Annotated in this window: 19 protein-coding genes; 15 read left to right on the top strand and 4 right to left on the bottom strand. The window is 30.4% G+C overall.

The annotated features are described in order from the left end of the window. Positions 1-335 precede the first annotated feature (335 nt). On the top strand, positions 336-887 hold the full coding sequence (locus G6N05_RS06355) for an ExbD/TolR family protein (protein ID WP_166125817.1): 552 nt from the start codon (positions 336-338) through the stop codon (positions 885-887). 42 nt (positions 888-929) lie between these two features. Beyond that, on the top strand, positions 930-1,742 hold the full coding sequence (locus G6N05_RS06350) for a hypothetical protein (RefSeq protein WP_166125815.1): 813 nt from the start codon (positions 930-932) through the stop codon (positions 1,740-1,742). Between the two features lie 63 nt (positions 1,743-1,805). On the opposite strand, the gene G6N05_RS06345 is transcribed toward G6N05_RS06350, so the two are convergent. Both G6N05_RS06345 and G6N05_RS06340 read right to left on the bottom strand, forming a co-directional pair. Then, the gene (locus tag G6N05_RS06345) at positions 1,806-3,293 is read right to left on the bottom strand and encodes a hypothetical protein (protein ID WP_166125813.1); all 1,488 of its coding nucleotides are present in this window, start codon (positions 3,291-3,293) and stop codon (positions 1,806-1,808) included. A gap of 147 nt (positions 3,294-3,440) precedes the next feature. Beyond that, positions 3,441-3,821 (bottom strand): DUF1842 domain-containing protein, encoded by a 381-nt coding sequence (locus tag G6N05_RS06340; protein WP_166125811.1) that lies wholly within the window; start codon positions 3,819-3,821, stop codon positions 3,441-3,443. Positions 3,822-4,370: 549 nt separating this feature from the next. Between G6N05_RS06340 and G6N05_RS06335 the strand changes: the two genes are divergently transcribed. The 3 genes from G6N05_RS06335 to rpe all read left to right on the top strand — a co-directional run bounded on the left by G6N05_RS06335 (position 4,371) and on the right by rpe (position 7,631). Beyond that, entirely contained in the window at positions 4,371-4,571 is a 201-nt protein-coding gene (locus tag G6N05_RS06335; RefSeq protein WP_166125809.1) for a hypothetical protein, read from the top strand. A 705-nt stretch (positions 4,572-5,276) separates the two neighbouring features. Continuing rightward, positions 5,277-6,140, top strand: coding sequence for a sigma-70 family RNA polymerase sigma factor (locus G6N05_RS06330; protein WP_026718320.1), 864 nt, complete (start codon positions 5,277-5,279; stop codon positions 6,138-6,140). 828 nt (positions 6,141-6,968) lie between these two features. After that, complete coding sequence (rpe, locus tag G6N05_RS06325) at positions 6,969-7,631, top strand: ribulose-phosphate 3-epimerase (protein WP_166125807.1); 663 nt, start codon at positions 6,969-6,971, stop codon at positions 7,629-7,631. A 38-nt stretch (positions 7,632-7,669) separates the two neighbouring features. Here rpe and G6N05_RS06320 read toward each other — a convergent pair whose 3' ends face one another. Together G6N05_RS06320 and G6N05_RS06315 are read right to left on the bottom strand one after the other, a co-directional pair. After that, complete coding sequence (locus tag G6N05_RS06320) at positions 7,670-8,089, bottom strand: CBS domain-containing protein (RefSeq protein WP_166125805.1); 420 nt, start codon at positions 8,087-8,089, stop codon at positions 7,670-7,672. A gap of 61 nt (positions 8,090-8,150) precedes the next feature. Continuing rightward, positions 8,151-9,017: a zinc-dependent peptidase gene (locus tag G6N05_RS06315; RefSeq protein WP_166125804.1), complete on the bottom strand. Its 867-nt coding sequence runs from the start codon at positions 9,015-9,017 to the stop codon at positions 8,151-8,153. Between the two features lie 219 nt (positions 9,018-9,236). Between G6N05_RS06315 and G6N05_RS06310 the strand changes: the two genes are divergently transcribed. The 10 genes from G6N05_RS06310 (at position 9,237) to G6N05_RS06265 (ending at position 24,563) form a co-directional block, all read left to right on the top strand. After that, positions 9,237-10,535, top strand: a complete 1,299-nt coding sequence (locus G6N05_RS06310; RefSeq protein ID WP_166125802.1) for a tyrosine-type recombinase/integrase — start codon at positions 9,237-9,239, stop codon at positions 10,533-10,535. Between the two features lie 291 nt (positions 10,536-10,826). Next, positions 10,827-11,153, top strand: a complete 327-nt coding sequence (locus tag G6N05_RS06305) for a DUF6660 family protein (protein ID WP_225875131.1) — start codon at positions 10,827-10,829, stop codon at positions 11,151-11,153. A gap of 95 nt (positions 11,154-11,248) precedes the next feature. Beyond that, positions 11,249-15,598 (top strand): CusA/CzcA family heavy metal efflux RND transporter, encoded by a 4,350-nt coding sequence (locus tag G6N05_RS06300; RefSeq protein ID WP_166125800.1) that lies wholly within the window; start codon positions 11,249-11,251, stop codon positions 15,596-15,598. A gap of 10 nt (positions 15,599-15,608) precedes the next feature. Next, positions 15,609-16,898, top strand: coding sequence for an efflux RND transporter periplasmic adaptor subunit (locus G6N05_RS06295; protein WP_166125799.1), 1,290 nt, complete (start codon positions 15,609-15,611; stop codon positions 16,896-16,898). 40 nt (positions 16,899-16,938) lie between these two features. Continuing rightward, positions 16,939-17,256, top strand: a complete 318-nt coding sequence (locus tag G6N05_RS06290; protein ID WP_187003023.1) for a heavy metal-binding domain-containing protein — start codon at positions 16,939-16,941, stop codon at positions 17,254-17,256. A gap of 16 nt (positions 17,257-17,272) precedes the next feature. Continuing rightward, the gene (locus G6N05_RS06285; RefSeq protein ID WP_166125797.1) at positions 17,273-17,629 is read left to right on the top strand and encodes a heavy-metal-associated domain-containing protein; all 357 of its coding nucleotides are present in this window, start codon (positions 17,273-17,275) and stop codon (positions 17,627-17,629) included. Positions 17,630-17,631: 2 nt separating this feature from the next. After that, positions 17,632-17,997 (top strand): DUF3703 domain-containing protein, encoded by a 366-nt coding sequence (locus tag G6N05_RS06280; RefSeq protein WP_166125795.1) that lies wholly within the window; start codon positions 17,632-17,634, stop codon positions 17,995-17,997. 10 nt (positions 17,998-18,007) lie between these two features. Further along, entirely contained in the window at positions 18,008-19,999 is a 1,992-nt protein-coding gene (locus G6N05_RS06275) for a heavy metal translocating P-type ATPase (RefSeq protein ID WP_166125793.1), read from the top strand. 242 nt (positions 20,000-20,241) lie between these two features. Next, positions 20,242-23,292, top strand: a complete 3,051-nt coding sequence (locus G6N05_RS06270) for an Eco57I restriction-modification methylase domain-containing protein (protein ID WP_166125791.1) — start codon at positions 20,242-20,244, stop codon at positions 23,290-23,292. Between the two features lie 11 nt (positions 23,293-23,303). Then, the gene (locus G6N05_RS06265; protein WP_166125789.1) at positions 23,304-24,563 is read left to right on the top strand and encodes a DUF6161 domain-containing protein; all 1,260 of its coding nucleotides are present in this window, start codon (positions 23,304-23,306) and stop codon (positions 24,561-24,563) included. Positions 24,564-24,567 lie beyond the last annotated feature (4 nt).

The raw sequence follows: 24,567 nt of genomic DNA, 5'->3' as shown, positions 1-24,567 counted from the left end.
AAAATAAAAGGATTATTAGTTTAAGTTAAAGAAGAATAAACTTATTTACAAAAGCAATTGGTCATCCCAGAACACAACCAAATTTATTTTAAAACAATTTCAACAAATACCAAACTACCTAACAATCTAAAACCTATTTGTTGTTTTTTTAAGTTAACCAATTTTAAACCTGTTATTTATTTTCGTTCAGAGAAAAAAATAACGGGTTTTGTTATTTATTTTCCACTTCAAATAAAAAATAACAGAAACTGTGATTAAAAAATTATTACAGAAAAAAAATCACAGACGCGGCATAATTCTTGAACTAGAAAAAAAACTAACCAATCTACTTTATCATGTACACTAGCAAAAACACTTACGGCAGAAAAAGCATTACACCAAAAGCTAAAAAACTACATCCTTTTGTAGACTTAACCGCTATGGTCAATTTATCCTTTTTATTAATGATGTTTTTCATGTTGCAAAGTTTCATTAAAAAACCAACCGCTATGGATTTAAGTTTGCCTCAAGATGCTTGTGTCGATGGAAGTATATGCTGTGGCGACAATGTTGGTTGGAAAACTTTTACTATTTTATTAGGCGAAAACAACAAAGTAGTTACATATATCGGATTGGCTCAATGTCCAGTAGAAAAACCAAAAACGTTTCAATCAGGTTCGTTAGCCTTAAGAAATGAAATTTTTACCTTCAATGAATTTGTCAAAGAACGAGTTGAAAATCCAGATAGAGAGGGCTTATTTGTAGTTATCAAACCAAGTGCAGCTTGCGTTTTTGAAAACGTTGTAGAAACTATAGATGAAATGCACATCAATAAAGTGAGAGGCTATACAATTAGTGACCAACTTTACAAAGAGGAACAAAAGCTATTAGATGAAAATAATTTATAAATTAAATTCAAATCTTTCTAAATTTGCTAAAAACAAACCACAATGAAATTCATCACCAACCGAACCATAATTATAAAATCTATTCTTGCAGCCTTACTTATTTTATGCATTAAAAATTTTGTTTTCAAAAACTTGTCGTTCTACGGACAAGATTTTCACGATTTAATTGAGTTGTCTGATATTACAATTATTTTCACAGGTGCGTTTTTTGTTTTCGGATTATTATTAGCCGCTACGATGTCGGATTTTAAAGAAAGTGAGCGTATTCCTGGAGAAGTAGCTTCCAATTTAGAAGCGATAAAAGATTGGATTTATTTAGCCTTAAGAGCACCAAGAACCGGTACTTCCGATTTATGTAAAGAAGAATTAAACCAACCTTTTTTAAGAGATCAATTACTTTTAATTACAGACGGAATTATCTCTTGGATTTATTCTAAAGAAAAAGATTCCAACGTCATTTTTCCATTGCTTCGAAATTCTAATGAAATTGCCTATTACTTCGCAGAACGCGGTGTGGATAAAGAAGCTATAAAAGGTATTCAAGAAAACACGAACGCGATGCGAAAACAACTTACTCGCGCCTACTCTATTTCTCGAAATAACTTTATAAAACCTGCCTACATTTTACTTAAAAGTATTTTGTTTATTGTGATGTCGTTGTTGTTGATTACAAAATTTAAATCGAACCCAGCAGATTATTTCGTTACAGCAGCTGTTACTTTTTTATTCTGTTATTTGTATTTATTAATTAGAGGTTTAGATGATCCTTTCGATGTTTCTAACGATGAAATTGATGTCGACTTAAAACCAATTGACAGATTCAGACAACGATTAGGCAATGATTTTTTAGTGTAAAAATTGACAAAAAAAAAAACACCCAATTACTTGAGTGTTTCTTCCTAATTAACCATATTTATTTTATTTTCTATTTCTATCATCAATAATTACCATTGATGCATTTGGAGTTGGCAATCCTTTTAACAATCCGCTATAAATATGACTCAAATCATTTGGTCTTAAACCTTTGTTATTTGAATGACAAGAAAAACACGTACCAAAAGCATTATAAGTATCTCCATTTTGAGCATACGTTTCCATTGTTGAATTGGCTAACTGACTTGCACCAATTGCTACACCAGCAACTTTTAAAGAATCTACTTTTGGATTATAACTATATCCGTTTGGTGCTGTTCCGCTATCCGTCCATGTTGCACCAATAAAAATATAATTCTTTCGTACATCTTTACCTTTTAATTTAGAAATTACAGCATTATTAATCGCAATAATTTCACTGTTTGAAGCTGCAGGCGAAGCGTCTTCAGCATTTGGCTTTACATCCACCGCACTTCCCCAAGGTTTTGTTCTAAGCGTATTACTTGGTGAAATTGTATAGCCTTTTTTAGCCATAATAGAATCGCCAGAAAAAACCATATGAGAAATATTCGTAGAATCTTTTAGGTTGTTATTAAACAGCCAATCGTTTCCTTCGTCTGCTAAAACAGTTTCAGTAATGCCGTCTTTGTTCAAATATTGATAAGCGGCATTTGGTGTATTGTGTTGGTGTTCAAATGTAGCCCAAATCATTTCTGGATGTCCGTTAGCACTTCCAACAATATGCATTCCTACTAAAGCTAATTTTATTTTACGTTCTCCATTAATAATCCATAATTTGTCGCTATTTTTTTTATAAACAGGAACCATAGCTTCGATAGTAATAAATTCCTCCACATTTTTTAATGAAGTCGCCTCAACCCAAGAAGTTTTAATTTCAATAGCTAATGTATTAGGGTTTTTCAAAATAATTCCATTTTGTTTCGCGAAATTAAAGATGCTATCTTTTTCAGCTTTTGTAGTTGGAAATTGATTTCCCGACATTTTCTTTTGCTTTACAGCATTTAAAAATTCGGCATACACATCATTTACCATAGAAATATAATACACTAAATTTCCATTAGCATCCATTAATACATCATCCGTTGCTTGCCCTTCTTCACTTACTATTTTACCAGTTTTATCAACATTAGCCATAGCTCGTAACAATTGACCTGGTTTATTTGGAATTAAATCTCGGTGTCCATCAATTTTAGGTGATACGGTATAAAATTCTTGAGATTCAAAAACAGCTTTGTTTGAACTGTCTTTTGAGGTCATCCAAAGAAACATTCTTTCCGACCATTTATAAAAATCACAATTGTTATCATGTACAAAATCTACACTGTTTGCTGGTGTTACTTCTCCGTTTTCAGTAACCTCTCCACTTTTAAACCAAGTGGCAAAATCCTTTTCAGATAAATCACATAATGGTTTGACATTTTGAGGTAATTTTCCGTTTTCAATTACACAAGAAACAACTATTGCTCCAACTAATGTTACTGAAAGTATTCTTTTTAAAATAGTTTTTTTCATAATAAATAGTTTTTAAGTTTTCGAATTAATTGGGATTTGTTTAAAAAAAAGAGGCTGATTATTACAAAGCAACCTCTTTTAATTTATAATTCAATTACCCAACACAACAAAGTTCATAAGTCTTTATAGCTATTGGATAGACAATAATTATTTTTTTGAAGCTACAGGCACATTTTCAATATGTGTATTTGCATAAGCAAACCCTCCAGTTCCATTCCAAGAACCATCTATAGCTAAATGTGCATCAAAAGGAATTTCAATTGGCATATCTCCATCAGAATGAATCATACCTTTTACTGCTACAACTTGAGTAACAGATCCAAAACCAGTAGCATAAATTGTTCCTGTAACTTGTCCGCTATAATTTCCGTTTTGGATAGCTTGAGTAACATGTACTGAACCAGTTACTTTGTGTTGAGATGGTACTACAACAAAAGAAAAATGAACAATAGGAGCTCCTGGCATTCCTACGTTTCCTATTGTACCTTGAGCTAAATAAGCTCCTTCTAAATTAGATTGTGTTGACATAATTTGGTTTTTTATATGGTTTTTGTCCTACTCTTTTGGCTTTTCGGTTCCGCCTTTGTTTAATTTAAGAATCTACTAGTATTAATTCTTGTAGTAAAATTATCACGAATAATAATGTGGAATTTAATTATTGTCATGAAACGGGATTTTTGATACATGAGTAAAGAATATAACAGGAACAAAGCATCTATCTAAATTTCTATAAATCGATTTTTATTTAACTTTTAACGTATCAAACAAGAAAATGAACGCTAATTTGTAACCAATTGACCGATTTTATAATAATTAAAATATACTTCTCTTCATGTTAGCGTTTAAATAAATAGCTAATTATGATGCACAACACTGCAAATTGAACCCTTTTATTTATTAAGTATAAATATTTCTTAAAATTAGGTTTATTAACCAAACGAAAAACCTTCATATCGATTAAACAGTTAAATATCAAAAGTGTAAATCCTATATAATTACCTTTGAAGTAGAAATTTAGATTCAAAATTTGGTACATAAATTTCCACTAAATTAAGTTTAACTAATACATCATTAATCATGGAAAAATTTTTTTCAATTTTAATTTTTTGTTGCTTACTTTCAAACTGTTCTGACGACGACCAAGCAACAATGGCGACCACATCAACTACATTAGCTAGTAAACCAGAAGCTAATTCATTATTTGACAATTCACACAAAGGCATTTACAAGGGAATCGTAATCGGGAATACTTCAGGTGTCTTATATGTTGATTTATAAAATGATGATAAAATTTGGGCAAAGTTCCAAACAGAGAATAATGAAACCTATATTTTAGAAAATGTTCCTATTCTAGGAGGCGACGGAAAAGACATTTTACCAATTTACAGATATCGTTTTGCGAATGATAATATATCATTTGAGATACGATTAAATGAAAGCGGAGGAGTCATTGCTACATCAAATTTTAATTTCTATTCAAGTATAAATTCAAAAATTTGCCTTATTAAGGAAAAATCCAACTCATTAGTTAAATGTTATACAGGTAGGTTTGAAAGTCAAGATGAATCTGGTAATGTTAACTTTACTACTGACGGAGAATTAAAAGTAAAAGGCCTATCAAAAGAATTTAATTCAAGGGATTTTATTGATATAAATGGAGAAATAAAATTATTTTCACCAACTGATGAAATTTCAAAAGCAAAAGATAACGGTAATCCTTTTACTCAATACCAATTAAATGCAAACTTACATATTGGGCAAATAACAGGGCTTATGGAGAAAAACAAATTCAACGGAAACTGGACATACGCTGATAGTAATTTTGGAATTTGGAATGCAACCAGAATACTATAGAAACACTATTATTTTATATAAAATGTTCATTTATTAATTTAGATGAACATTTTTTTTTAAAACTTTTGTAACTTTTTACAAACTTCTTACGTATAACAATAAGAACTTTTAAAGTTAGGAGAAAACCCCATGAGACAACTTAAAATAACCAAGCAGGTTACTAATCGTGAAACTGCTTCCCTAGACAAATATTTACAAGAAATTGGTAAAGTAGATTTAATTACTGCCGATGAAGAAGTTGAATTAGCGCAACGTATAAAAGCGGGAGATCAACGCGCCTTAGAAAAATTAACAAAAGCGAATTTACGTTTCGTAGTTTCTGTTGCAAAACAATACCAAAATCAAGGTTTAACGTTACCCGATTTAATTAATGAAGGAAATTTAGGTTTAATCAAAGCGGCACAACGTTTTGATGAAACACGTGGTTTCAAATTCATTTCTTATGCCGTTTGGTGGATTCGTCAATCGATTCTTCAAGCTTTGGCTGAACAATCTCGTATTGTACGTTTACCATTAAACAAAATTGGTTCTATCAATAAAATCAACAAAATGTACGCTTTATTAGAGCAATCTAACGAACGTCCACCAAGTGCTGAGGAAATTGCAAAAGAACTAGATATGACAGTAAATGATGTAAAAGAGTCAATGAAAAACTCTGGTCGTCATTTATCAATGGATGCTCCACTTGTAGAAGGTGAAGATTCTAACTTATACGACGTATTACGTTCAGGTGAATCTCCAAATCCAGATAGAGAATTAATCCATGAATCTCTTCAAACTGAAATTGAAAGAGCGTTAGAAACTTTAACTCCAAGAGAAGCGGATGTAGTTCGTTTATATTTCGGATTAAGTGACCAACATCCAATGACATTAGAAGAAATTGGTGAAACTTTCGATTTAACTCGTGAGCGTGTTCGTCAAATTAAAGAAAAAGCAATTAGAAGATTGAAACATACTTCTAGAAGTAAAATATTAAAAACGTATTTAGGATAGTTCTCGATACAATTTTTTGTTTCGTCAATTCGAGTTTTCGATTTCCAATCGAAAGTTCGAGAATAGAAACAAAAAATCACTCGAACTGACGAATACAAATAGTAAACAACCGTGCAAACGGTTCGTTTTTTGATTGATGATTGAAACTCCGGCTGATTACCGGAGTTTTGTTTTTTTGGCAAACAAATCTCCGGTCAGTTCGCACAAGTGCTCGGGTATCCGGAGTTTTGTTTTTTTGGCAAACAAATCTCCGGTCAGTTCGCACAAGTGCTCGGGTATCCGGAGTTTTGTTTTTAGCCCCCAACCCCAAAGAGGAGTTTCTTACGAAAAAATTACTTTGTGAACTTTGCGAAAATCCTTGCGAACCTTGCGGTTAAATTTAAAACTAGACGCTCTCTGTAATTAATTATCATTATAAAAATATCGCAGTTATTCATATCCTTAAATATAATTGAGACGCAACAAATCAAAACTTTGCGAACTTTGCGAAAATCCTTGCGAACCTTGTGGTTAAATTTAAAACTAGATGCTCTCTGCAATTAATTATCATTATAAAAATATCGCAGTTATTCATATCCTTAAATATAATTGAGACGCAACAAATCAAAACTTTGCGAACTTTGCGAAAATCCTTGCGAACCTTGTGGTTAAATTTAAAACTAGATGCTCTCTGCAATTAATTATCATTATAAAAATATCGCAGTTATTCATATCTTTAAATATAATTGAGAGGCAACAAATCAAAACTTTGCGAACTTTGCGAAAATCCTTGCGAACCTTGCGGTTAAATTTTACCTTTGCCAAACAACATAACTACAATTCAACAACATGACTAAAAACACACTTATTGCTCCATCAGTTTTAGCAGCTGATTTTGCTAATTTACAACGCGACATCGAAATGATTAACAATTCTGAAGCGGATTGGTTTCATATTGATATTATGGATGGCGTATTTGTACCAAACATTTCTTTTGGAATGCCAGTTTTACAAGCCATTTCAAAACACGCTACAAAAACTATTGATGTACATTTAATGATTGTTGATCCAGACAGATACATTTCTACATTTGCAAAATTGGGCGCAAATGTATTAACCGTACATTACGAAGCTTGCAATCATTTACACAGAACCTTACAAGCGATAAAAGCAGAAGGTATGAAAGCAGGAGTAGCGATAAATCCACACACTAGTGTTAAAGTTTTAGAAGATATTATTCAGGATATCGACTTAGTTTGTATTATGAGTGTGAATCCTGGTTTTGGCGGACAAAGTTTTATTGAAAAAACATACGACAAAGTTTTTCAATTGAAAGAAATGATTAGAAGATGTAAGTCGAACACTTTAATTGAAATTGATGGCGGTGTTACTGACAAAAATGCCAAACAACTAGTTGATGCTGGTGCTGATGTTTTAGTCGCAGGAAGCTATGTTTTTGGAGCAGAAAATCCAACGGCAACAATTGCTGATTTAAAGAAAATTACGAAATAAAAAAAACAAGAAGCCTTACAAATTGTTAGGCTTCTTGTTTAATATTGATCGATTAAGTAGTTTATTAAATCCGTAGTGGTAATAATTCCCACTAACAATTCGCCTTCGCAAACAGGTAAAGCGTGAAATTCTTTAGAAGCTAAAATTTCTGCCGCTTCTTTAATTGTAGTGTCTGAAGATATGGAAACTAATTTTTTTGCCATTACTTGTTCTACTGTAAACATATTATAAACTGTAGTATCTACAACATCTTCGTCGTCGTCAATAGCATCCGCAAAAGAAATTCGAAGTAAATCAGTATAACTCAACATGCCCAAAATTTTATTTCCAACCACAACCGGAATATGTCGGATGTTGTGTTTTTTAAATAGCGTTTCAGCTTTTGTTAAATCATCTGACAAATTTAATTTAACTATATTTCTTGTCATTATAGTTGACACGGGAACTAACTTTTTCATAATATTTCGATTTTAACAGTATAAAGTTACATCGAAAAAACATGAAAAAACATGACAGTTATCAGGATTGCAAATGGGTTATGAAATAATTTTCGTTATAATTAATCATCTGTTTGACTTTCAAATACACCTCTGGAAATTTTAATTTAAATTCTTCTGGCGACTCAAAGAAATGTTCTAATAAAACGGCTACAAATTCATACTGATTTTCAAAAGCATATTCTCGTAAAAATCCAGAATTCAACAAATCCTGTCGTAACGTTTCGTTAGAAAAAGATAAAAATAAATTACGAAGCGATTCGTTAAATAAAACATGTGTTGGTTTATCACTTTTTAAAGTCTGGAAATGTAAAGCATGGGTGAATTCGTGTAAACCTAAATTCAAATTATCGTTTTTAATGTCGATTCCACTTTTAAAATCCGACCAAGAAAACACTATGGTTTTCAATTTCGGATTAAATTCTCCTTTATAATACTCATCAGTATGAGTAGATAAATAGACATTAGGATAAATAATAATCTGTTGAATAAGTTTATTTAAATAATTCTTCATTCCGAAAGTCAACTGAATGTAAACAGCCGCAATAGAGAGTTTCATTTCTTGATTTATCGAAATATCACGAGTGGAAAATTCGGTTTTTTCAATAAAAGTAGCAACTCGATGTTCAAAATATATTTTATACTTAGGTTTTAACTTCTGATAAAATTGACTGTTATTTTTCAAAATCATTTTATCTGATTCCGATATTTTTTTATTGAAGATATGTCCAAAAACAATTAATGGCTTTTTGAAATTACGTTGATAAATAATCTCAACCACATATAACATGAAGTAACAATACCCAAAAACAATTGGAGCTAACAACAAAAACATGACAAAAAATTCAGCAATAGTATATTCTCTTTCTAGTACAGGAATTTCTTGCATTGCTTAAAATAGTATTAATTATTAAACACATTGTGACCTCGGCAGGGACTGAACCTATGAATTTACGTAAAACTTATAAAACGTAAAAATACAATAAAATCAAAGCTTAACGAGTTTTTTAATTCATTCAGTTTTATTGAAATTTGTTTAAATTCGCATTTCGTTGACTAAATGTTGACTAAATATATTATATTTGTTTTGTACAAAAATTAAAATATAATGGCGAAGATAAAATTTTTACTTCAAAGTAAAAGCGAAATTTCTAATATTTATGCTCGGTACTCTATAAATAGAGCAACTGTCTTAAAACGCAAAACAGGTTTTATTATAAACGCTAAAGATTGGAGTAAAGATAAAGGGCAACCCATACAAAAAAGTGAAGAAACAAAAGCTTTAAAATCAAAGCTTGATAAGTTAGCTGTTTTTATAAATGATGCTTACAATATTGCTGTTAGTGCTGGCGAAGAAATTACAGGCGACTGGTTACAATTTCAAATTGATTTATTCAATAATAAAAAACCTAAATTAGAACTTGACAAATTAACAGAATACACACAAAAATATATTGACGAAGCACCATACAAAGAAAACGGAAAAAATGGTACTGGATTAAGCAATGGACGTATTCAAAACTTAAAGCTATTCAAAAACACAATAATACGTTACGAATTAGAAAAGTTTAACAGTAAATCAATATTAGTAAAAAACATAAATTTACTATTTGTTGAGAATTTTAAAATATGGTTGTTTGCTCAAAAATACTCTATAAATTATGTAGGCAAAAACATTGCAAACTTAAAAACAATTTGTTTAGATGCTGAAAAAAATGATTTTGAAATTTCTAATCAAATAAAAAACATAAAAGCAATATCCAAAACTAAAGAACCTGAAAATATTATTTATTTAAGCGAAGATGAACAGGAAAAAATTAAAGTTGCCAAAATAGATAAAAAAGCATTAATAAACGCCAGAAAATGGCTATTATTAAGTTGCTTAATCGGGCAACGTGGTGGCGACTTATTAAATATTACAAGCGACAACTTTAAAGAATTAAATGGTGTTAAAATAATAGAACTAAAACAACAGAAAACAGGAAAAATAGTTGCAATACCTTTGTTGCCCGAAGCAATAGAAATTATTAAAAACGGTTTGCCTTATCATTTATCATTAGTAAATTATAACAAATACATTAAACTTGTTTGCCAAATTGCCGAAATAAATGAACCTATAACTGACAGGAATAAAGCAACAAGTAGAGGAGCAACAACAATAAAAACATTGCCGAAACACAAATTCATAACATCACACGTTGGACGTAGGAGTTTTGCAACTAATTTTTACGGACTTATTCCAACACCAGTATTAATGAATATAACAGGGCATGGAACAGAAAAAGTATTTTTAGCTTACATCGGAAAAACAACTTATGACAACGCATTTCATATGGCGGAATTATTCAGTAAATTAGTATCAAGAAAAAAAACACCTCCACAAATGGAAGTAATAAGTAACATTTAATATTTCAACAAAACAATTAACTGACATTTCAATATTTATTCTTTTTAAATTCACTACAAAAGAGAGTAGAAAATCATTGCAATGGCATTGCAATTGTTAAATCATATCATTGCAATACCATTGCAACTGTAATACGACTTAATTATAGATTGCAAAAACAAACCGATATTTTTGGAAATCCACCATCAATTACCGATGGATATAGTTTAGGAATTTCTACTTATTTTTAAAATTAAAAACACAAATTGTAATTATTTTTATTTTTTGTAAAAAAATACTACTTTTACAACAATGAAAATACTAAACATCATATTATCAATATATATAATTATGCTTACTGCCTATCCTTGTGCAGATAAGCATAATGATGTTTTAGGTAAATCATCACAATCACAAAGTAGCTCACAACACAACCATTCTCACGACGAAGAAACCGATTTATGTTCTCCTTTTTGTGTTTGCAATTGTTGTGGTCAACAAACATTAACGTTTTTAGAAATTCAATCCTTTCAATTTTTAGTGCAATTTCAAGAAATAAAATCTTCTATTTCTTTTTATAAGTCAGCTTCTTTTTCAAATTTCTTCGGAAGTATTTGGCAACCACCGCAGTTAGTATAATGAAGCCCGAGTAATTTCGGGTTAACAAGTTGTGTCTTTTAAACAACTTAAAAAAGAAAACAGTTCTCTGTTTATTAATTCATTATACAATAAAAATGTTAGATAAAATCATTCATTTTAGTATCAATAATAAATTTATTATTGGGCTTTTCACACTCGTATTAGTTATCGTTGGTAGTTATTCACTATATACTTTACCAATTGACGCATTACCAGACATTACAAACAATCAAGTACAAATTATTACAAGTTCGCCTACTTTGGCAACACAAGAAGTAGAGCAATTTATTACCTACCCAATAGAGCAATCAGTTAAATCAATTCCTGATATTGTTGAGCTTCGTTCAATAAGTCGTTTTGGATTAAGCGTTGTAACTGTTGTGTTTAAAGAAGAAGTAGATATATATTGGGCAAGAGCACAAATTACAGAACGAATAAAAGAAGCCGAAAACACCATACCAAAAGGAGTTGGTACACCTGAAATGTCACCAGTTAGTACAGGTTTAGGTGAAATATACCAATATGTAGTATTTCCTAAAAAAGGATTTGAAGAAAAATACAATGCAACAGATTTAAGAACCATTCAAGATTGGATTATAAAACCCCAATTAATCGGTACAAAAGGTGTTGCCGAAGTAAATACTTTAGGTGGAAATCTAAAGCAATATGAAATAGCTGTTCAGCCTGATAAGCTGAAAAGTATGAACACTACAATTACAGAAATTTTTGATGCGTTAGAAAATAACAACGAAAATACAGGTGGTGCATACATAGATAAAAAACCTTATGCTTATTTTATTAGAGGTGTGGGAATGGTTAGTAGTATTGACGACATCAATAAAATTGTAGTTAAAAATCAAAACGGAATACCAATACTTATTCGTGATGTAGCCAATGTCCAAATAGGTAGTAGTATCAGATATGGTGCGGTTACAAAAGATGGAAAAGGCGAAGAAGTATCAGGAATGGTTATGATGCTTAAAGGCGAAAACAGTGGCGAAGTTGTTAAGGTTGTGAAAGAAAAGATGGAACAAATCAAAAAATCACTTCCAGAAGGTGTAGAAATTGAGGCGTTTATGGATAGAACAGTTTTAGTTGACAAAGCTATTACTACGGTTCAAACCAATCTTATTGAAGGTGCTTTAATCGTGATTTTCATTTTAGTATTATTGTTAGGTAATTGGAGAGCTGGTTTAGTAGTAGCTTCAGTTATTCCATTAGCCTTATTATTTGCCATTTCAATGATGAAACTTTTTGGAGTTAGTGGTAATTTAATGAGTTTAGGAGCAATCGACTTTGGGTTAATTGTAGATGGTGCTGTTATTATTGTTGAAGCGATTATACATCGACTCCAAGTCAGTAATAAAGGAAAACTCACCACTCAAGAAATGAATGATGAAGTGTATAAAGCATCTGCAAAAATTAGAAGTAGTGCGGCTTTTGGTGAAATAATAATCTTAATTGTATATCTACCTATTTTAGCATTAGTAGGTATCGAAGGAAAAATGTTTGGACCAATGGCACAAACAGTATCTTTTGCCATATTAGGAGCATTTATATTGTCATTAACTTATGTTCCAATGATGTCAGCTTTGGCATTAAAAAAACAAACAGGACATAAAAAGAATTTTAGCGATAAAATAATAGATGCAATTTACAATTTCTATACACCTATTTTAGAAAAAGCATTACGAGTTAAAGAAGCAATTATTGGTGTAGCTATTGCCTTATTTATAGGCTCATTATTTTTATTTAATACATTAGGTGGTGAGTTCATTCCCACACTTGATGAAGGTGATATTGCAACCCATTTAATCATTGCTTCGGGTAGTTCATTATCTCAAGAAGTGGAAGCAACTACAAAAGCAGAACAAATTTTAAGAGATAAGTTTCCAGAAATTAAAATGATTGTAACCAAAATCGGTTCGGCTGAAATTCCTACAGACCCAATGCCTATTGAAGCTGGAGATATGATTATTCTCTTAAAGGATAAAAGCGAGTGGACTTCAGCAGAAACCAAAGAAGAATTAATGGAAAAAATGGAACATGCTTTGTCTGATATTCCAGGTGCATTTACCGAGTTTTCTCAGCCTATTCAAATGCGTTTTAATGAGTTAATGACTGGTGTAAGAAGTGACGTTGCAGTTAAAATTTTTGGTGACGATATTGATATGTTAGTTAGCAAAGGTGAAGAGGTTGTAAAGTTAATTAATGGTATTGAAGGTGTTTCAGATGCTAAAGCAGAACGAGTTGCTGGCTTGCCACAAATAACAATTCGTTATAATAAAGACAAATTAGCACTTTACGGATTAAAGATTGGCGACTTAAACAGAGTTGTTCGAATGGGATTTGCAGGCGAAACGGCTGGTGTTGTTTATGAAGGAGAAAAACGTTTCGATTTAGTAGTGCGATTAGACAATGATAGCAGAAAAGATATTGAAAATTTGAAAGCTCTATTCGTAACCTTATCGTCTGGAAGTCAAATACCCTTAGAACAAATTGCTGATGTAAAATATGAAGATGGACCAATGCAAATTTCTCGTGAAAACGGAAAACGTAGAATTGTTGTAGGTTTCAATGTTCGTGGTGCTGATGTAAAAACGGTTGTAGAAACTATTCAAGCTAAATTAGACGAAAAACTAAAATTACCTGAAGGTTATTATACTACTTATGGTGGTCAATTTGAAAATCTTATTGAAGCTAACAAACGACTTTCTGTTGCTGTGCCAGTTGCTTTAGGTTTAATTTTAGTGCTACTTTATTTTACATTCAAATCAATTAAACAATCGTTATTAATATTTACAGCTATTCCATTATCTGCCATTGGTGGTATTGTAGCTTTATGGCTACGAGATATGCCGTTTAGTATTTCCGCAGGTGTTGGATTTATTGCCCTTTTTGGTGTAGCCGTATTAAACGGAATTGTTTTAATAGGGTATTTTAATGAACTTAAAAAACAAGGTATGGATAATGTATATGACAGAATAAAAGAAGGAACAAAAGTAAGATTAAGACCTGTTATATTAACAGCTGCCGTTGCTTCACTTGGGTTTTTACCAATGGCAATAAGTAGTAGTGCTGGTGCTGAAGTTCAAAAACCATTAGCAACTGTTGTAATTGGTGGATTAATAACGGCTACTTTACTAACATTAATAGTTTTACCTATTCTGTATTTATATTTTGAAAAAGGAATAAAAATCAAAAGAAAAACTATGAATAATTCGGCTTTAGTAATAGCTTTTTTATTGGGTTCATTTACTGTAACTGCACAAGAAACTCAAAAACTTGATGTAAAGCAAGCAATTGAAATTGGATTAAAAAACAATCAAAATATTCAAGCTTCAGAATTAGAAGTAAAAATGCAATCACAAATGCAAAAAACAGCATTTGAACTTCCTAAAACGGAATTGTTAGGTACTTTTGGGCAAATAAATTCGCAAGCTCAAGATAAAAACTTTCAAATTAGTCAAAGTTTTAATCCTTTTCAAATAAGTGCTAAAAGAACCTTGCTTGCAGCATATAGCAATGCCAGTGCAACTAAATTAGGGGTTTCAAAGCAAGAAATAACCTATTCAATTCGTCAATCTTGGAATACCTTATTATTTTACGAAAAACAAAATACCGTTTTAGAAAAGCAAAATATAGTAATGCAAAAATTTGTGAAGTCTGCTAATTTAAAGTTTCAAACAGGTGAAACAAATGCTTTAGAAAAAACAATTGCATTGGCAAAGCAACAAGAATTAGAACAAAAAATAAAGCAAAATAAAACACAAATTGCAATTGAAAAATCAAAGCTAAAAGTAATTTTAGACCTAAAAACTGATTTTATGGCAATAGATACTTCATTTGTGCCATATCCCGCTATTGCAAAAGTTGATACTACAATGGTAAAACAAAACCCAATAGTTCAATTAGCAAATCAACAAGTTCAAATAGCACAGGCAAGCCATAAAGTAGAAAAATCTGCATTATATCCAGACTTTTCAGTTGGTTATTTTTTACAGTCTATAACAGGTAATCAAGATGTAAAAGGAACATCAACCTATTATAATAATTCACCACAATTTCAAGGATTTTCAGTTGGTATTGCAGTTCCGTTATTTGCAGGAAGTAATATTGCAAGAGCGAAAGCTGCAAAAACTAATATTGAACGTGAACAGAAAAATGCTGACTATATAAATCAGCAATTTAAAAGCCATTTAGAACAACAATCCGAACAATTAATTACATATAGTTCGTTAATTGATTATTATAAAAACACAGCATTACCAAATGCAAATTTAATAATCAAAAATGCAACAAAAGGGTATCAAAACGGAGATATTTCTTATGTAGAATATGTTCAGAGTATAGAAACTGCAAGTCAAATTCAGCTAAATTATAACGAAGCGATTTATAATTATAATCAAACTATAATTACAATTCAATATAGTATCAATCAATAATAAAAATAAAATGAAAAAATCAAATATCATATACGCATCAATAGTAGGAGCAATAATTCTTGCTATTATTTTATATTTTTCTTTGCGTCATACTGAAGGTGATGGACATGTACATACAGATGGCGAAGCTCATACGGAAGAAAGTCATTCGGACGAAAAAGAGCCAACAACAATTAAAGAAGTGGAATTAAATGAAGCTCAGTTTAAAGCATCAAGTATAGAATTAGGTACTTTTTCAGATAAAAATTTAAGCGAAGTAATTAAGGCAAATGGATATACGAAGTTGCCACCACAAAATCAAGCTGATGTATCAGTTTTCACTACAGGAATTGTAAAAACAATAAATGTAATGGAAGGACAAAGAGTTAGCAAAGGACAAACTATTGCAACAATTGAAAGTCCTGAGTTTACCAAAATTCAAGAAGCTTATTTAACTTCAAAAAGTAATTTAGAGTATTTAAAATTAGAATTTGAAAGACAAAAAACATTAAGTGATGAAGAAGTAAATTCTAAAAAAGTTTTTCAAAAAACTAAATCAGATTATGAAATTGAAAGAGCAAGGTTCAATTCATTGCAAAAACAACTAAATACTTTGCACATTAGTGGCAATGGAAATACTACGGCTACAGTGCCAGTACTTGCGCCAATTTCAGGAAATATTACAGAGATTTATATTAAAATTGGTAGTAATGTAGAAACTGGTAAACCATTAATGAATATAGTTGATAATTCTAAATTACACGTAGATTTATTAGTGTATGAAAAAGATTTATTTAAAGTAAAACAAGGTCAAAATGTTCGCTTTATTTTGACCAATCAAGATAATACCGAAATTAATGGAAAAATATTTAGCGTTGGTAAATCTTTTGAAAACGAAACAAAATCAGTTGCAGTACACGCTGACATTTCGAATAATCAACAAAAATTAATACCAGGAATGTATGTAAATGCACTTATTGATGCAGGAGCAAATACTGTTAAAGCTTTACCTACGGAAGCAATAATAAAAGCAGATGGTAGAGAATTTATTTTTGTTTTAGAAGAAGGTCATAAAGAAGAAGTAGCACACGATGAAAAAGAAGGACATAATCACGAAGATGGTGACAAGCACGAAGAAGCTGAAGGAAAAACTTTCCATTTCCAACGTATTGAAGTAAAAACAGGTACATCACAATTAGGATATACACAAGTAACATTACTTCAAAAAATAGAACCTAATGCAAAAATTGTACTAAAAGGAGCGTATTATGTACAAAGTCATTTACTAAAAAGTGAAGGCGGTGGCGGACACGCACATTAATAATATTCAACAATAATTCATCTAAATAAATAAAATTATCATGAAAAAATCAATTTTAATTTTGGCTTTTGCCATTGCAACATTAAGTGTAGTTTCTTGTAATAAAAATGAAAAAACAGAAGTTACAACAGAACACGAAGGTCATAATCACAAAGAAGGAGAAGCTCATAAAGTAACTTATGAATGCCCGATGGATTGTGAAAAAGGTAAAACCTATGATAAAAAAGGAACTTGTCCAGTTTGTAAAATGGAATTAATTGAAGCCAAAGCAGATAATCACGAAGGGCACGACCATGCAACTGAAAATCATGAAGGACATGACCATTCAAAAGAAAACCACGACGGACATAATCATTAATTTAAAAAAATAAAATATGAAAAATTCAGTTTTAAAATTAATCGTATTAGTTGTATCATTATTTTTCTTTTCAAATTTTGTTTCAGCTCAAAAAACAACCCAAAAAGCTGTAATCAAAACTTTTTTACATTGTGATCATTGTAAGGAATGTGAAACCTGCGGTCAAAAATTCAAAACAGAAATACTTAAAATAAAAGGTGTTAAGATGTATGAATTAGATGATAAAGCAATGACTTTTACAATTTATTATAATTCAAAGAAAACCACTTTACAAGCAATTAAAGAAGGTATTTCTAAATTAGGATATGATGCAGATGAAGTAAAAGCTGACACAGAAGCTTATGAAAGTTTAGATGGTTGTTGTAAAGCATAGGTATGAAGTTTAATATCAAAATGCCAAATAAACTAATTCCTTTTTATCAAAAAGAGTTAGAAGCCGTTAAGGATAATTTAAAGCAAGATAATTTACAAACTGCTTGGTATCATTTGGAGCGTGCCCATATTATTGGGCAAAAACATCCTTATGAACACACATTTGTACATTGGAAAATGTTGCAGTTTGGTATTAAGATAAAAAGTTCAAAAGAAATTATTGGTCAAATTCCACGATTATTGGTAGGTGGTGTAAAATCATTTGTTGGTCATATTCCAGTAGGTAATACAGGTGGTGCAAATGTACCACCTTTAAAAGTAATGGAAATACCTGAAGATATTAAAGAAATTTTAAATTCGAATTCATAACAATTATATTATGGAACATCAGCACATTTACGACAAGCAAGGAAAACAAATTTGTTGCTCATTAGAAGAAAAAATAAATAAAAAAACCGAACATCATTCTGATGATGACGGACACGACCACGACCATTCAAGCGAGGAAAAATCAACGTTTCAAATGTTTTTACCAGCAATAATAAGTTTTGTTTTATTATTGATTGCAATTGGTTTTGATAATTATTTTACACAATCTTGGTTTACAGGTTGGATAAGAATAGCTTGGTATGTTGTAGCTTATATTCCTGTTGGAATTCCTGTTGTTAAAGAAGCATTTGAAAGTATTAGAAAAGGTGATGTGTTTTCAGAGTTTCTGTTAATATCAATAGCTACAATTGGAGCTTTTGCAATTGCCGAATTTCCTGAAGGTGTAGCTGTTATGTTATTTTATGCAATTGGAGAAATATTTCAAACATTAGCTGTTCAAAGAGCAAAAGCAAATATCAAAACATTACTCGACCAACGACCAGACGAAGTTACTGTTTTGGAAAATAATGTAGCTAAAACAATCAAAGCTTCAACCGCAAAAATTGGAGATATAATCCAACTTAAAGCAGGTGAAAAATTAGGTTTAGATGGTGAATTACTTTCTGATACAGCTTCTTTCAATACTGCTGCATTAACAGGCGAAAGTAAACCAGACACAAAAGCAAAAGGGGAAACAGTTTTAGCAGGAATGATAAACTTAAATTCGGTTTGTCAAGTAAAAGTAACCGTTGCTTATACGGATAGTAAATTATCAAAAATTCTTGTAATGGTGCAAGATGCAACAGCTAAAAAAGCACCAACCGAGTTATTTATTAGAAAATTTGCAAAAATTTACACCCCAATTGTTGTTGCTTTAGCCGTTGCAATATGTGTGTTACCAATGTTTTTTGTAGAAAATTATCAGTTTAATGATTGGTTATATCGAGCTTTAATTTTCTTAGTTATTTCCTGTCCTTGTGCATTAGTTATTAGTATTCCTTTAGGATATTTTGGAGGAATTGGCGCAGCTTCAAAAAACGGAATTCTATTTAAAGGAAGTAACTTCCTTGATGTTATGGCTACGGTTCAAAATGTTGTAATGGACAAAACTGGAACAATGACCGAAGGAGTTTTTAAAGTTCAAGAAGTTGTTTTTAATTCCGATTTCAATGCAGCCGATATTTTGCAACTGGTTAATGCTTTAGAAAGTCAAAGTACACATCCAGTAGCAACCGCCATTCATCAATTTGTTGGTAAAATTGATAGTGCAATAGTTTTAAAAGATGTAGAAGAAATATCGGGACACGGATTAAAAGCCAATGTAAACGGAAAAGAATTGTTAGTTGGAAATTTCAAACTAATGGATAAATATTCTATAGCTTATGATATTGACCCGACAAGTATTGTTTACACATTAATTGCAGTAGCGTACGATAAAAAATTTGTGGGTTATTTAACTATTGCAGACAGTATAAAAGAAGATGCACAAATCACCATTGATAAACTAAAAGCTTTAGGAATAAAAACCACAATGTTAAGTGGCGATAAAAATACAGTAGTTCAATTTGTTGCTCAAAAACTTGGAATTGCAAATGCTTTCGGAGATTTACTTCCTGAAGATAAAGTAAATAAAGTAAAAGAAATCATTGCTAAAAACAAAACAGTAGCTTTTGTTGGCGATGGAGTAAATGATGCGCCTGTGGTTGCTTTAAGTAACGTAGGTATTGCAATGGGTGGTTTAGGAAGCGATGCCACAATAGAAACCGCTGATGTTGTTATTCAAGATGATAAACCAAGTAAAATTGCAATGGCTATCAACATAGGTAAACAAACGAAAAAGATTGTTTGGCAAAATATTATACTTGCATTTACAGTAAAAGCAATTGTTTTAATTCTCGGAGCAGGTGGTTTAGCTACAATGTGGGAAGCCGTTTTTGCAGATGTAGGTGTTGCGTTATTAGCTATTTTAAATGCGGTTAGAATACAGAGGATGAAGTTTTAGTTCATTTGATTAAATAGAAACTTAGTATTTAAACTGCTTTGCAATGCATTTTCAAATAAATAAGCTTTTCCATTGCAAAACAATTAGCGGACATTTCAACATTTACCATCTATAAAACGCACTAAAACATACGTTTGCAATGCTTTTTCAACGTTTTTGCAATGGTTGGTTTGTTAATAAGTATATTTTACTTAACAATTAAATTTTTATAAATTGTACACTCAATTAAGTAACTTATAAAAATGCCATTATTTCAAAATTCCGTAGTTTCCAAATACTTAAAAAACCAAAACTCAACTTTGCTTTTGCAAAAATGGGAAGCCTATAAAAACCACTTCCTAAATTTAAAAGTTCAAGAAGATATTAAAAGTCTAAAAGAAGAACAATATCAAGGTGAGTTTTTAGAAGACTTGTTTGTTAAAATATTAGGCTACACCAAGCCAGCATCTTCAACGGAAACAAAATTTAATCTTACTACCGAATACAAAAACGTAAAAGACAGCAAAAAAGCTGACGGAGCAATTATTATTAATGAAAAAGTAAAAGCAGTAATTGAATTAAAAGGCACAAATACAACCGATTTAAATAAAATTGAAGCACAAGCTTTTGGGTATAAAAACAATCAACCCGATTGCGTTTATGTGATAACTTCCAACTTTGAAAAAATCAGATTTTATATTGATAATGCTATTGAATTTTTAGAGTTTAATTTGTTTCAATTAACGCAAACCGAATTTGAATTGTTGTATTTGTGTTTAGCTTATGATAACCTTTCGAAAGGCATTGCAAAAACAATTAAAGATGAATCGGTAAGCCAAGAAGACGTTATTACCAAAAAATTATATAAAGATTATTCGCTTTTTAAAAGAGAGTTGCATCAAAATTTAGTGGCTTTAAATCCGCAATATGAACCTATTGAACTCTTTAAAAAATCACAAAAGTTATTAGATAGATTTTTGTTTATTTTCTTTGCAGAAGACCGAAACTTATTACCTACAAATTTAATTTTTCGTATCAATAAAGAATGGCAAAACTTACGCTCTATGCGTATTGAAGTGTCTTTATACGAACGATACAAAATATATTTTAACGACTTAAATAGTGGTGCAAAAGTGGTTTTGCCAGCCTTTTCGCAAACAACATCAAACGTTACGGAAGAACACCAAATTTTTGCCTATAATGGCGGATTGTTTAAAGCTGACGATATTTTAGACAATATTAAAATTGACGATGCCGTTTTATTTAAACACACCGAAAATTTAAGTAATTACGACTTTGCCAGCGAAGTCGATGTGAATATTTTAGGGCATATTTTTGAAAATTCATTAAATGAATTGGACGAAATAAAAGCACAATTAGAGGGTGGAACAATTGATAAAACTAAAACCAAACGTAAAAAAGACGGCGTTTTTTATACACCTAAATATATCACCAAATACATTGTAGAAAACACAATTGGTAAATTATGTGAGGAGAAGAAAACCGAATTGCAATTGATAGATGAAAATTATACAACTGATAAAAAACGACAAAAGAAAACCTTACAAGCCTTAATTGACAAAGTAGAAGCTTACAGAAGTTGGTTATTGCAACTAACCATTTGCGACCCTGCTTGTGGTAGTGGTGCGTTTCTTAACCAAGCGTTAGATTTTTTAATTGCGGAACACCAATATATTGACGAACTAAAAGCCAAATTATTTGGAGATACTTTTGTATTAAGCGATGTAGAAACCAGTATTTTAGAAAACAATCTTTTTGGTGTTGATTTAAACGAGGAAAGTGTAGAGATTGCAAAGCTTTCCCTTTGGTTACGTACAGCACAACCCAACCGAAAACTAAACGATTTAAGTAGTAATATACAATGTGGGAACTCATTAATTGTTGATATTGCGGTTGCTGGCGATAAAGCTTTTAACTGGCAACAAAGCTTTGAAAAAGTTTTTGCAAAAGGTGGTTTTGATGTGATTATTGGAAATCCGCCTTATGGAGCAAGTTTTAATAACCTTGAGAAAAATTTCATTAAAGACAATTATTTTTCTTATCAATATAAATTTGAAAGTTATTTATACTTTTATGAAAAAGGAATTAATATTTTAAAAGATAATGGTTATTTATCTTTCATTACGCCAGAATTATTTTTAAGACTCGAAAAATCAGAAAACATTAGAAAATTATTACTGGAAAACTCCAATATATTGGAAGTAAAATTCTGTGGTGAAAATGTTTTTGCTGATGTCAAAGTTAATTCCGTCGTATTCACTTTAAAAAAACAAATTACTAATGATGACTATGTAAGAATCATATACGAAAATGATAATTCTGTTGCCTTTTTGATGAAAAGATGGAAAGAGGCAGAAAATTATATTTTAGAATATGAAGTTTCAGATGATATTAATTTCATAATTGAGAATATCATTTCAGATACATGTTTTTTAGGAAAATTAGGAGATTGTATACAGGGCTTGACTGCTTATGATAGTTATAGAGGTCAATCTCAGGAAATAATTAAAAGTAGAGCCTATCATTTTAAAGAAAAAATTGATGATTCATGTGGTAAATGGTTAGATGGAAAACATTTAAACAGATATTTTCTAACAGAAGGTGATGAGTGGTTAAAATATGGTGATTGGTTAGCAGCACCAAGAGAACCAAGATTTTTTGAAACGCCAAGAATATTATTTAGGGAAATTCCAGGACAAAATAAAAGAATTCAAGCTGTTTATACAGATGAAAAATCTTATTATGGACATAGTATTACTCCTTTCTTATTAAATAATTCTGAATATGACATTTTCTATATTTTATCAATAGTGAATTCAAAATTAATTAGTTGGTATGCTTCTCAAAAATGTTCAAATTTTTCTAAAAAAACATTCCCAAAATTAAACCCAAAAGATATTAAAGAGTTTCCAATTAAAAAGGCATCAACTGAACAACAAAAACCTTTCAAAGAAAAAGCAGAAGCAATGCTATCACTAAATCAAGCTTTGCAAAAGCAACAATCAAAAGTTATAAATATGTTGCAAAGGGATTATGGTTTAGAAAAGCCAACTAAAAAATTGGAAACTTGGTATGAGTTGCCTTTGCAAAGCTTTTTTGCTGAGTTGTTAAAAGCAAAAATAGTATTGTCAGCAATACAAAAAGATGAAGTACAAGAGTATTTTGAAACCTACCAAAAACAAGCCATTGCAACAAAAAATCAAATCATTGCAACAGATAAACAAATTGATGTAATGGTATATGAGTTGTATGGATTGAGTGAGGAAGAAATAGAAATTGTAGAGAATAGTTAAAAATAATCACTATGAAATTAACTGATTTAAGAAAAGAAATTGCAAAATCAGATTTTGCTGAGGAGCTAAATAATATCGAAGTAATAATTAAAATTGAACATCTCAATTATGAAGTTAATCTTAAAGGTTATTCCTCAATTTATGAATACTTTCAGAAACAATGGGATTTTTGGAAAGATAACAGCCAAATTAGTGAATTAAACACATCATATGATTTTTTCAAAAAAGCATTTGAACAAGTTAATCAAATTATTTCATATCTGAATGATAGACCAAATTTTGACAATACATTATATTATTTAAATCAGCATGTAAATTCTTATTTACAATCTTATTCAACAATAATTTATCCTTGTGAAGTTCCTGAATTAGATTTTTTACAGCAAGTAAACACTGAATTTGGTAAAAATACTTTCATTGGTGCGTTTAGTTATATTTCAAAGCAAAATATAAGTTTAGGAAATTCGAATAATGAATATTTTGAAGGAATATTATTAGCAAGAGAATATGTTAAACAAGGGATAATTAAAAACAACTCAAAATTAAATTCAGAGAAAAAAAGTTTAAGTCAACTTAGAAATGATTTTAACAAGAAACTTTCAGAATCTGAAAAAGATTTAAGTGATTTTTTTAATAAAACAGAGCAAAATTATGCGGAGCATCTTGAAGATGTTGAAAAAATAAAAGACAACAAAGAAACTATTTTTAACGAATGGTTTGAAGACACAAAAACTGAGCAATGGCAAAAATGGTACGATGATAAAATAGAAACCTTATTAAGACTTGAAAAAACTTATGAAACCAATTTAAAACTTCAAAAACCAGCAAGATATTGGCAGATTAAATCGGATAAATACTATACACAAGGAAATAAAGCTAAAGAAGTACTAATAAAAGTTGTAATTGGATCTTCAATTTTCTTAGGTATTGTATTAGTTATTTCTCCTGATTGGATTTTTCAAAAAGTATTTAAAGGTAATGAAGTTAGTATTGTAAGATGGTCAATTGTATTTTTAACATTGATTTCATTAATAGTTTATGCAGTTAGAGCTTTAACGAAGTATATGTTTAGTTCATATCATTTAGCAAGAGATGCAGAAGAAAGACATACTTTAACTTTCTTTTATTTAGCATTGTTAAAAGATACTGAAGTAAATGAAGAAGACAGAAAAATGATTTTACAATCTTTATTTAGTAGAACTGACACAGGACTTTTAAAAGAGGATTCTTCCCCAACATTACCTGGTGGAATATTTGATAAATTAAAATAAAAAA

Source organism: Flavobacterium bernardetii, assembly GCF_011305415.1.
GTDB classification, from domain to species: domain Bacteria; phylum Bacteroidota; class Bacteroidia; order Flavobacteriales; family Flavobacteriaceae; genus Flavobacterium; species Flavobacterium bernardetii.
The sequence above is the reverse complement of the archived record's forward strand: the minus strand, read 5'-3'. Positions and strand labels throughout refer to the sequence as shown.

Coding starts and splice junctions, on each gene's coding strand:
- G6N05_RS06345 (WP_166125813.1), bottom strand. CDS start 3,293: ATGAAAAAAACTATTTTAAAAAGAATACTTTCAGTAACATTAGTTGGA.
- G6N05_RS06285 (WP_166125797.1), top strand. CDS start 17,273: ATGAAAAATTCAGTTTTAAAATTAATCGTATTAGTTGTATCATTATTT.
- G6N05_RS06270 (WP_166125791.1), top strand. CDS start 20,242: ATGCCATTATTTCAAAATTCCGTAGTTTCCAAATACTTAAAAAACCAA.
- G6N05_RS06305 (WP_225875131.1), top strand. CDS start 10,827: ATGAAAATACTAAACATCATATTATCAATATATATAATTATGCTTACT.
- G6N05_RS06315 (WP_166125804.1), bottom strand. CDS start 9,017: ATGCAAGAAATTCCTGTACTAGAAAGAGAATATACTATTGCTGAATTT.
- G6N05_RS06275 (WP_166125793.1), top strand. CDS start 18,008: ATGGAACATCAGCACATTTACGACAAGCAAGGAAAACAAATTTGTTGC.
- G6N05_RS06330 (WP_026718320.1), top strand. CDS start 5,277: ATGAGACAACTTAAAATAACCAAGCAGGTTACTAATCGTGAAACTGCT.
- G6N05_RS06295 (WP_166125799.1), top strand. CDS start 15,609: ATGAAAAAATCAAATATCATATACGCATCAATAGTAGGAGCAATAATT.
- G6N05_RS06310 (WP_166125802.1), top strand. CDS start 9,237: ATGGCGAAGATAAAATTTTTACTTCAAAGTAAAAGCGAAATTTCTAAT.
- G6N05_RS06340 (WP_166125811.1), bottom strand. CDS start 3,821: ATGTCAACACAATCTAATTTAGAAGGAGCTTATTTAGCTCAAGGTACA.
- G6N05_RS06320 (WP_166125805.1), bottom strand. CDS start 8,089: ATGAAAAAGTTAGTTCCCGTGTCAACTATAATGACAAGAAATATAGTT.
- G6N05_RS06280 (WP_166125795.1), top strand. CDS start 17,632: ATGAAGTTTAATATCAAAATGCCAAATAAACTAATTCCTTTTTATCAA.
- G6N05_RS06290 (WP_187003023.1), top strand. CDS start 16,939: ATGAAAAAATCAATTTTAATTTTGGCTTTTGCCATTGCAACATTAAGT.
- G6N05_RS06355 (WP_166125817.1), top strand. CDS start 336: ATGTACACTAGCAAAAACACTTACGGCAGAAAAAGCATTACACCAAAA.
- G6N05_RS06335 (WP_166125809.1), top strand. CDS start 4,371: ATGGAAAAATTTTTTTCAATTTTAATTTTTTGTTGCTTACTTTCAAAC.
- G6N05_RS06265 (WP_166125789.1), top strand. CDS start 23,304: ATGAAATTAACTGATTTAAGAAAAGAAATTGCAAAATCAGATTTTGCT.
- rpe (WP_166125807.1), top strand. CDS start 6,969: ATGACTAAAAACACACTTATTGCTCCATCAGTTTTAGCAGCTGATTTT.
- G6N05_RS06350 (WP_166125815.1), top strand. CDS start 930: ATGAAATTCATCACCAACCGAACCATAATTATAAAATCTATTCTTGCA.
- G6N05_RS06300 (WP_166125800.1), top strand. CDS start 11,249: ATGTTAGATAAAATCATTCATTTTAGTATCAATAATAAATTTATTATT.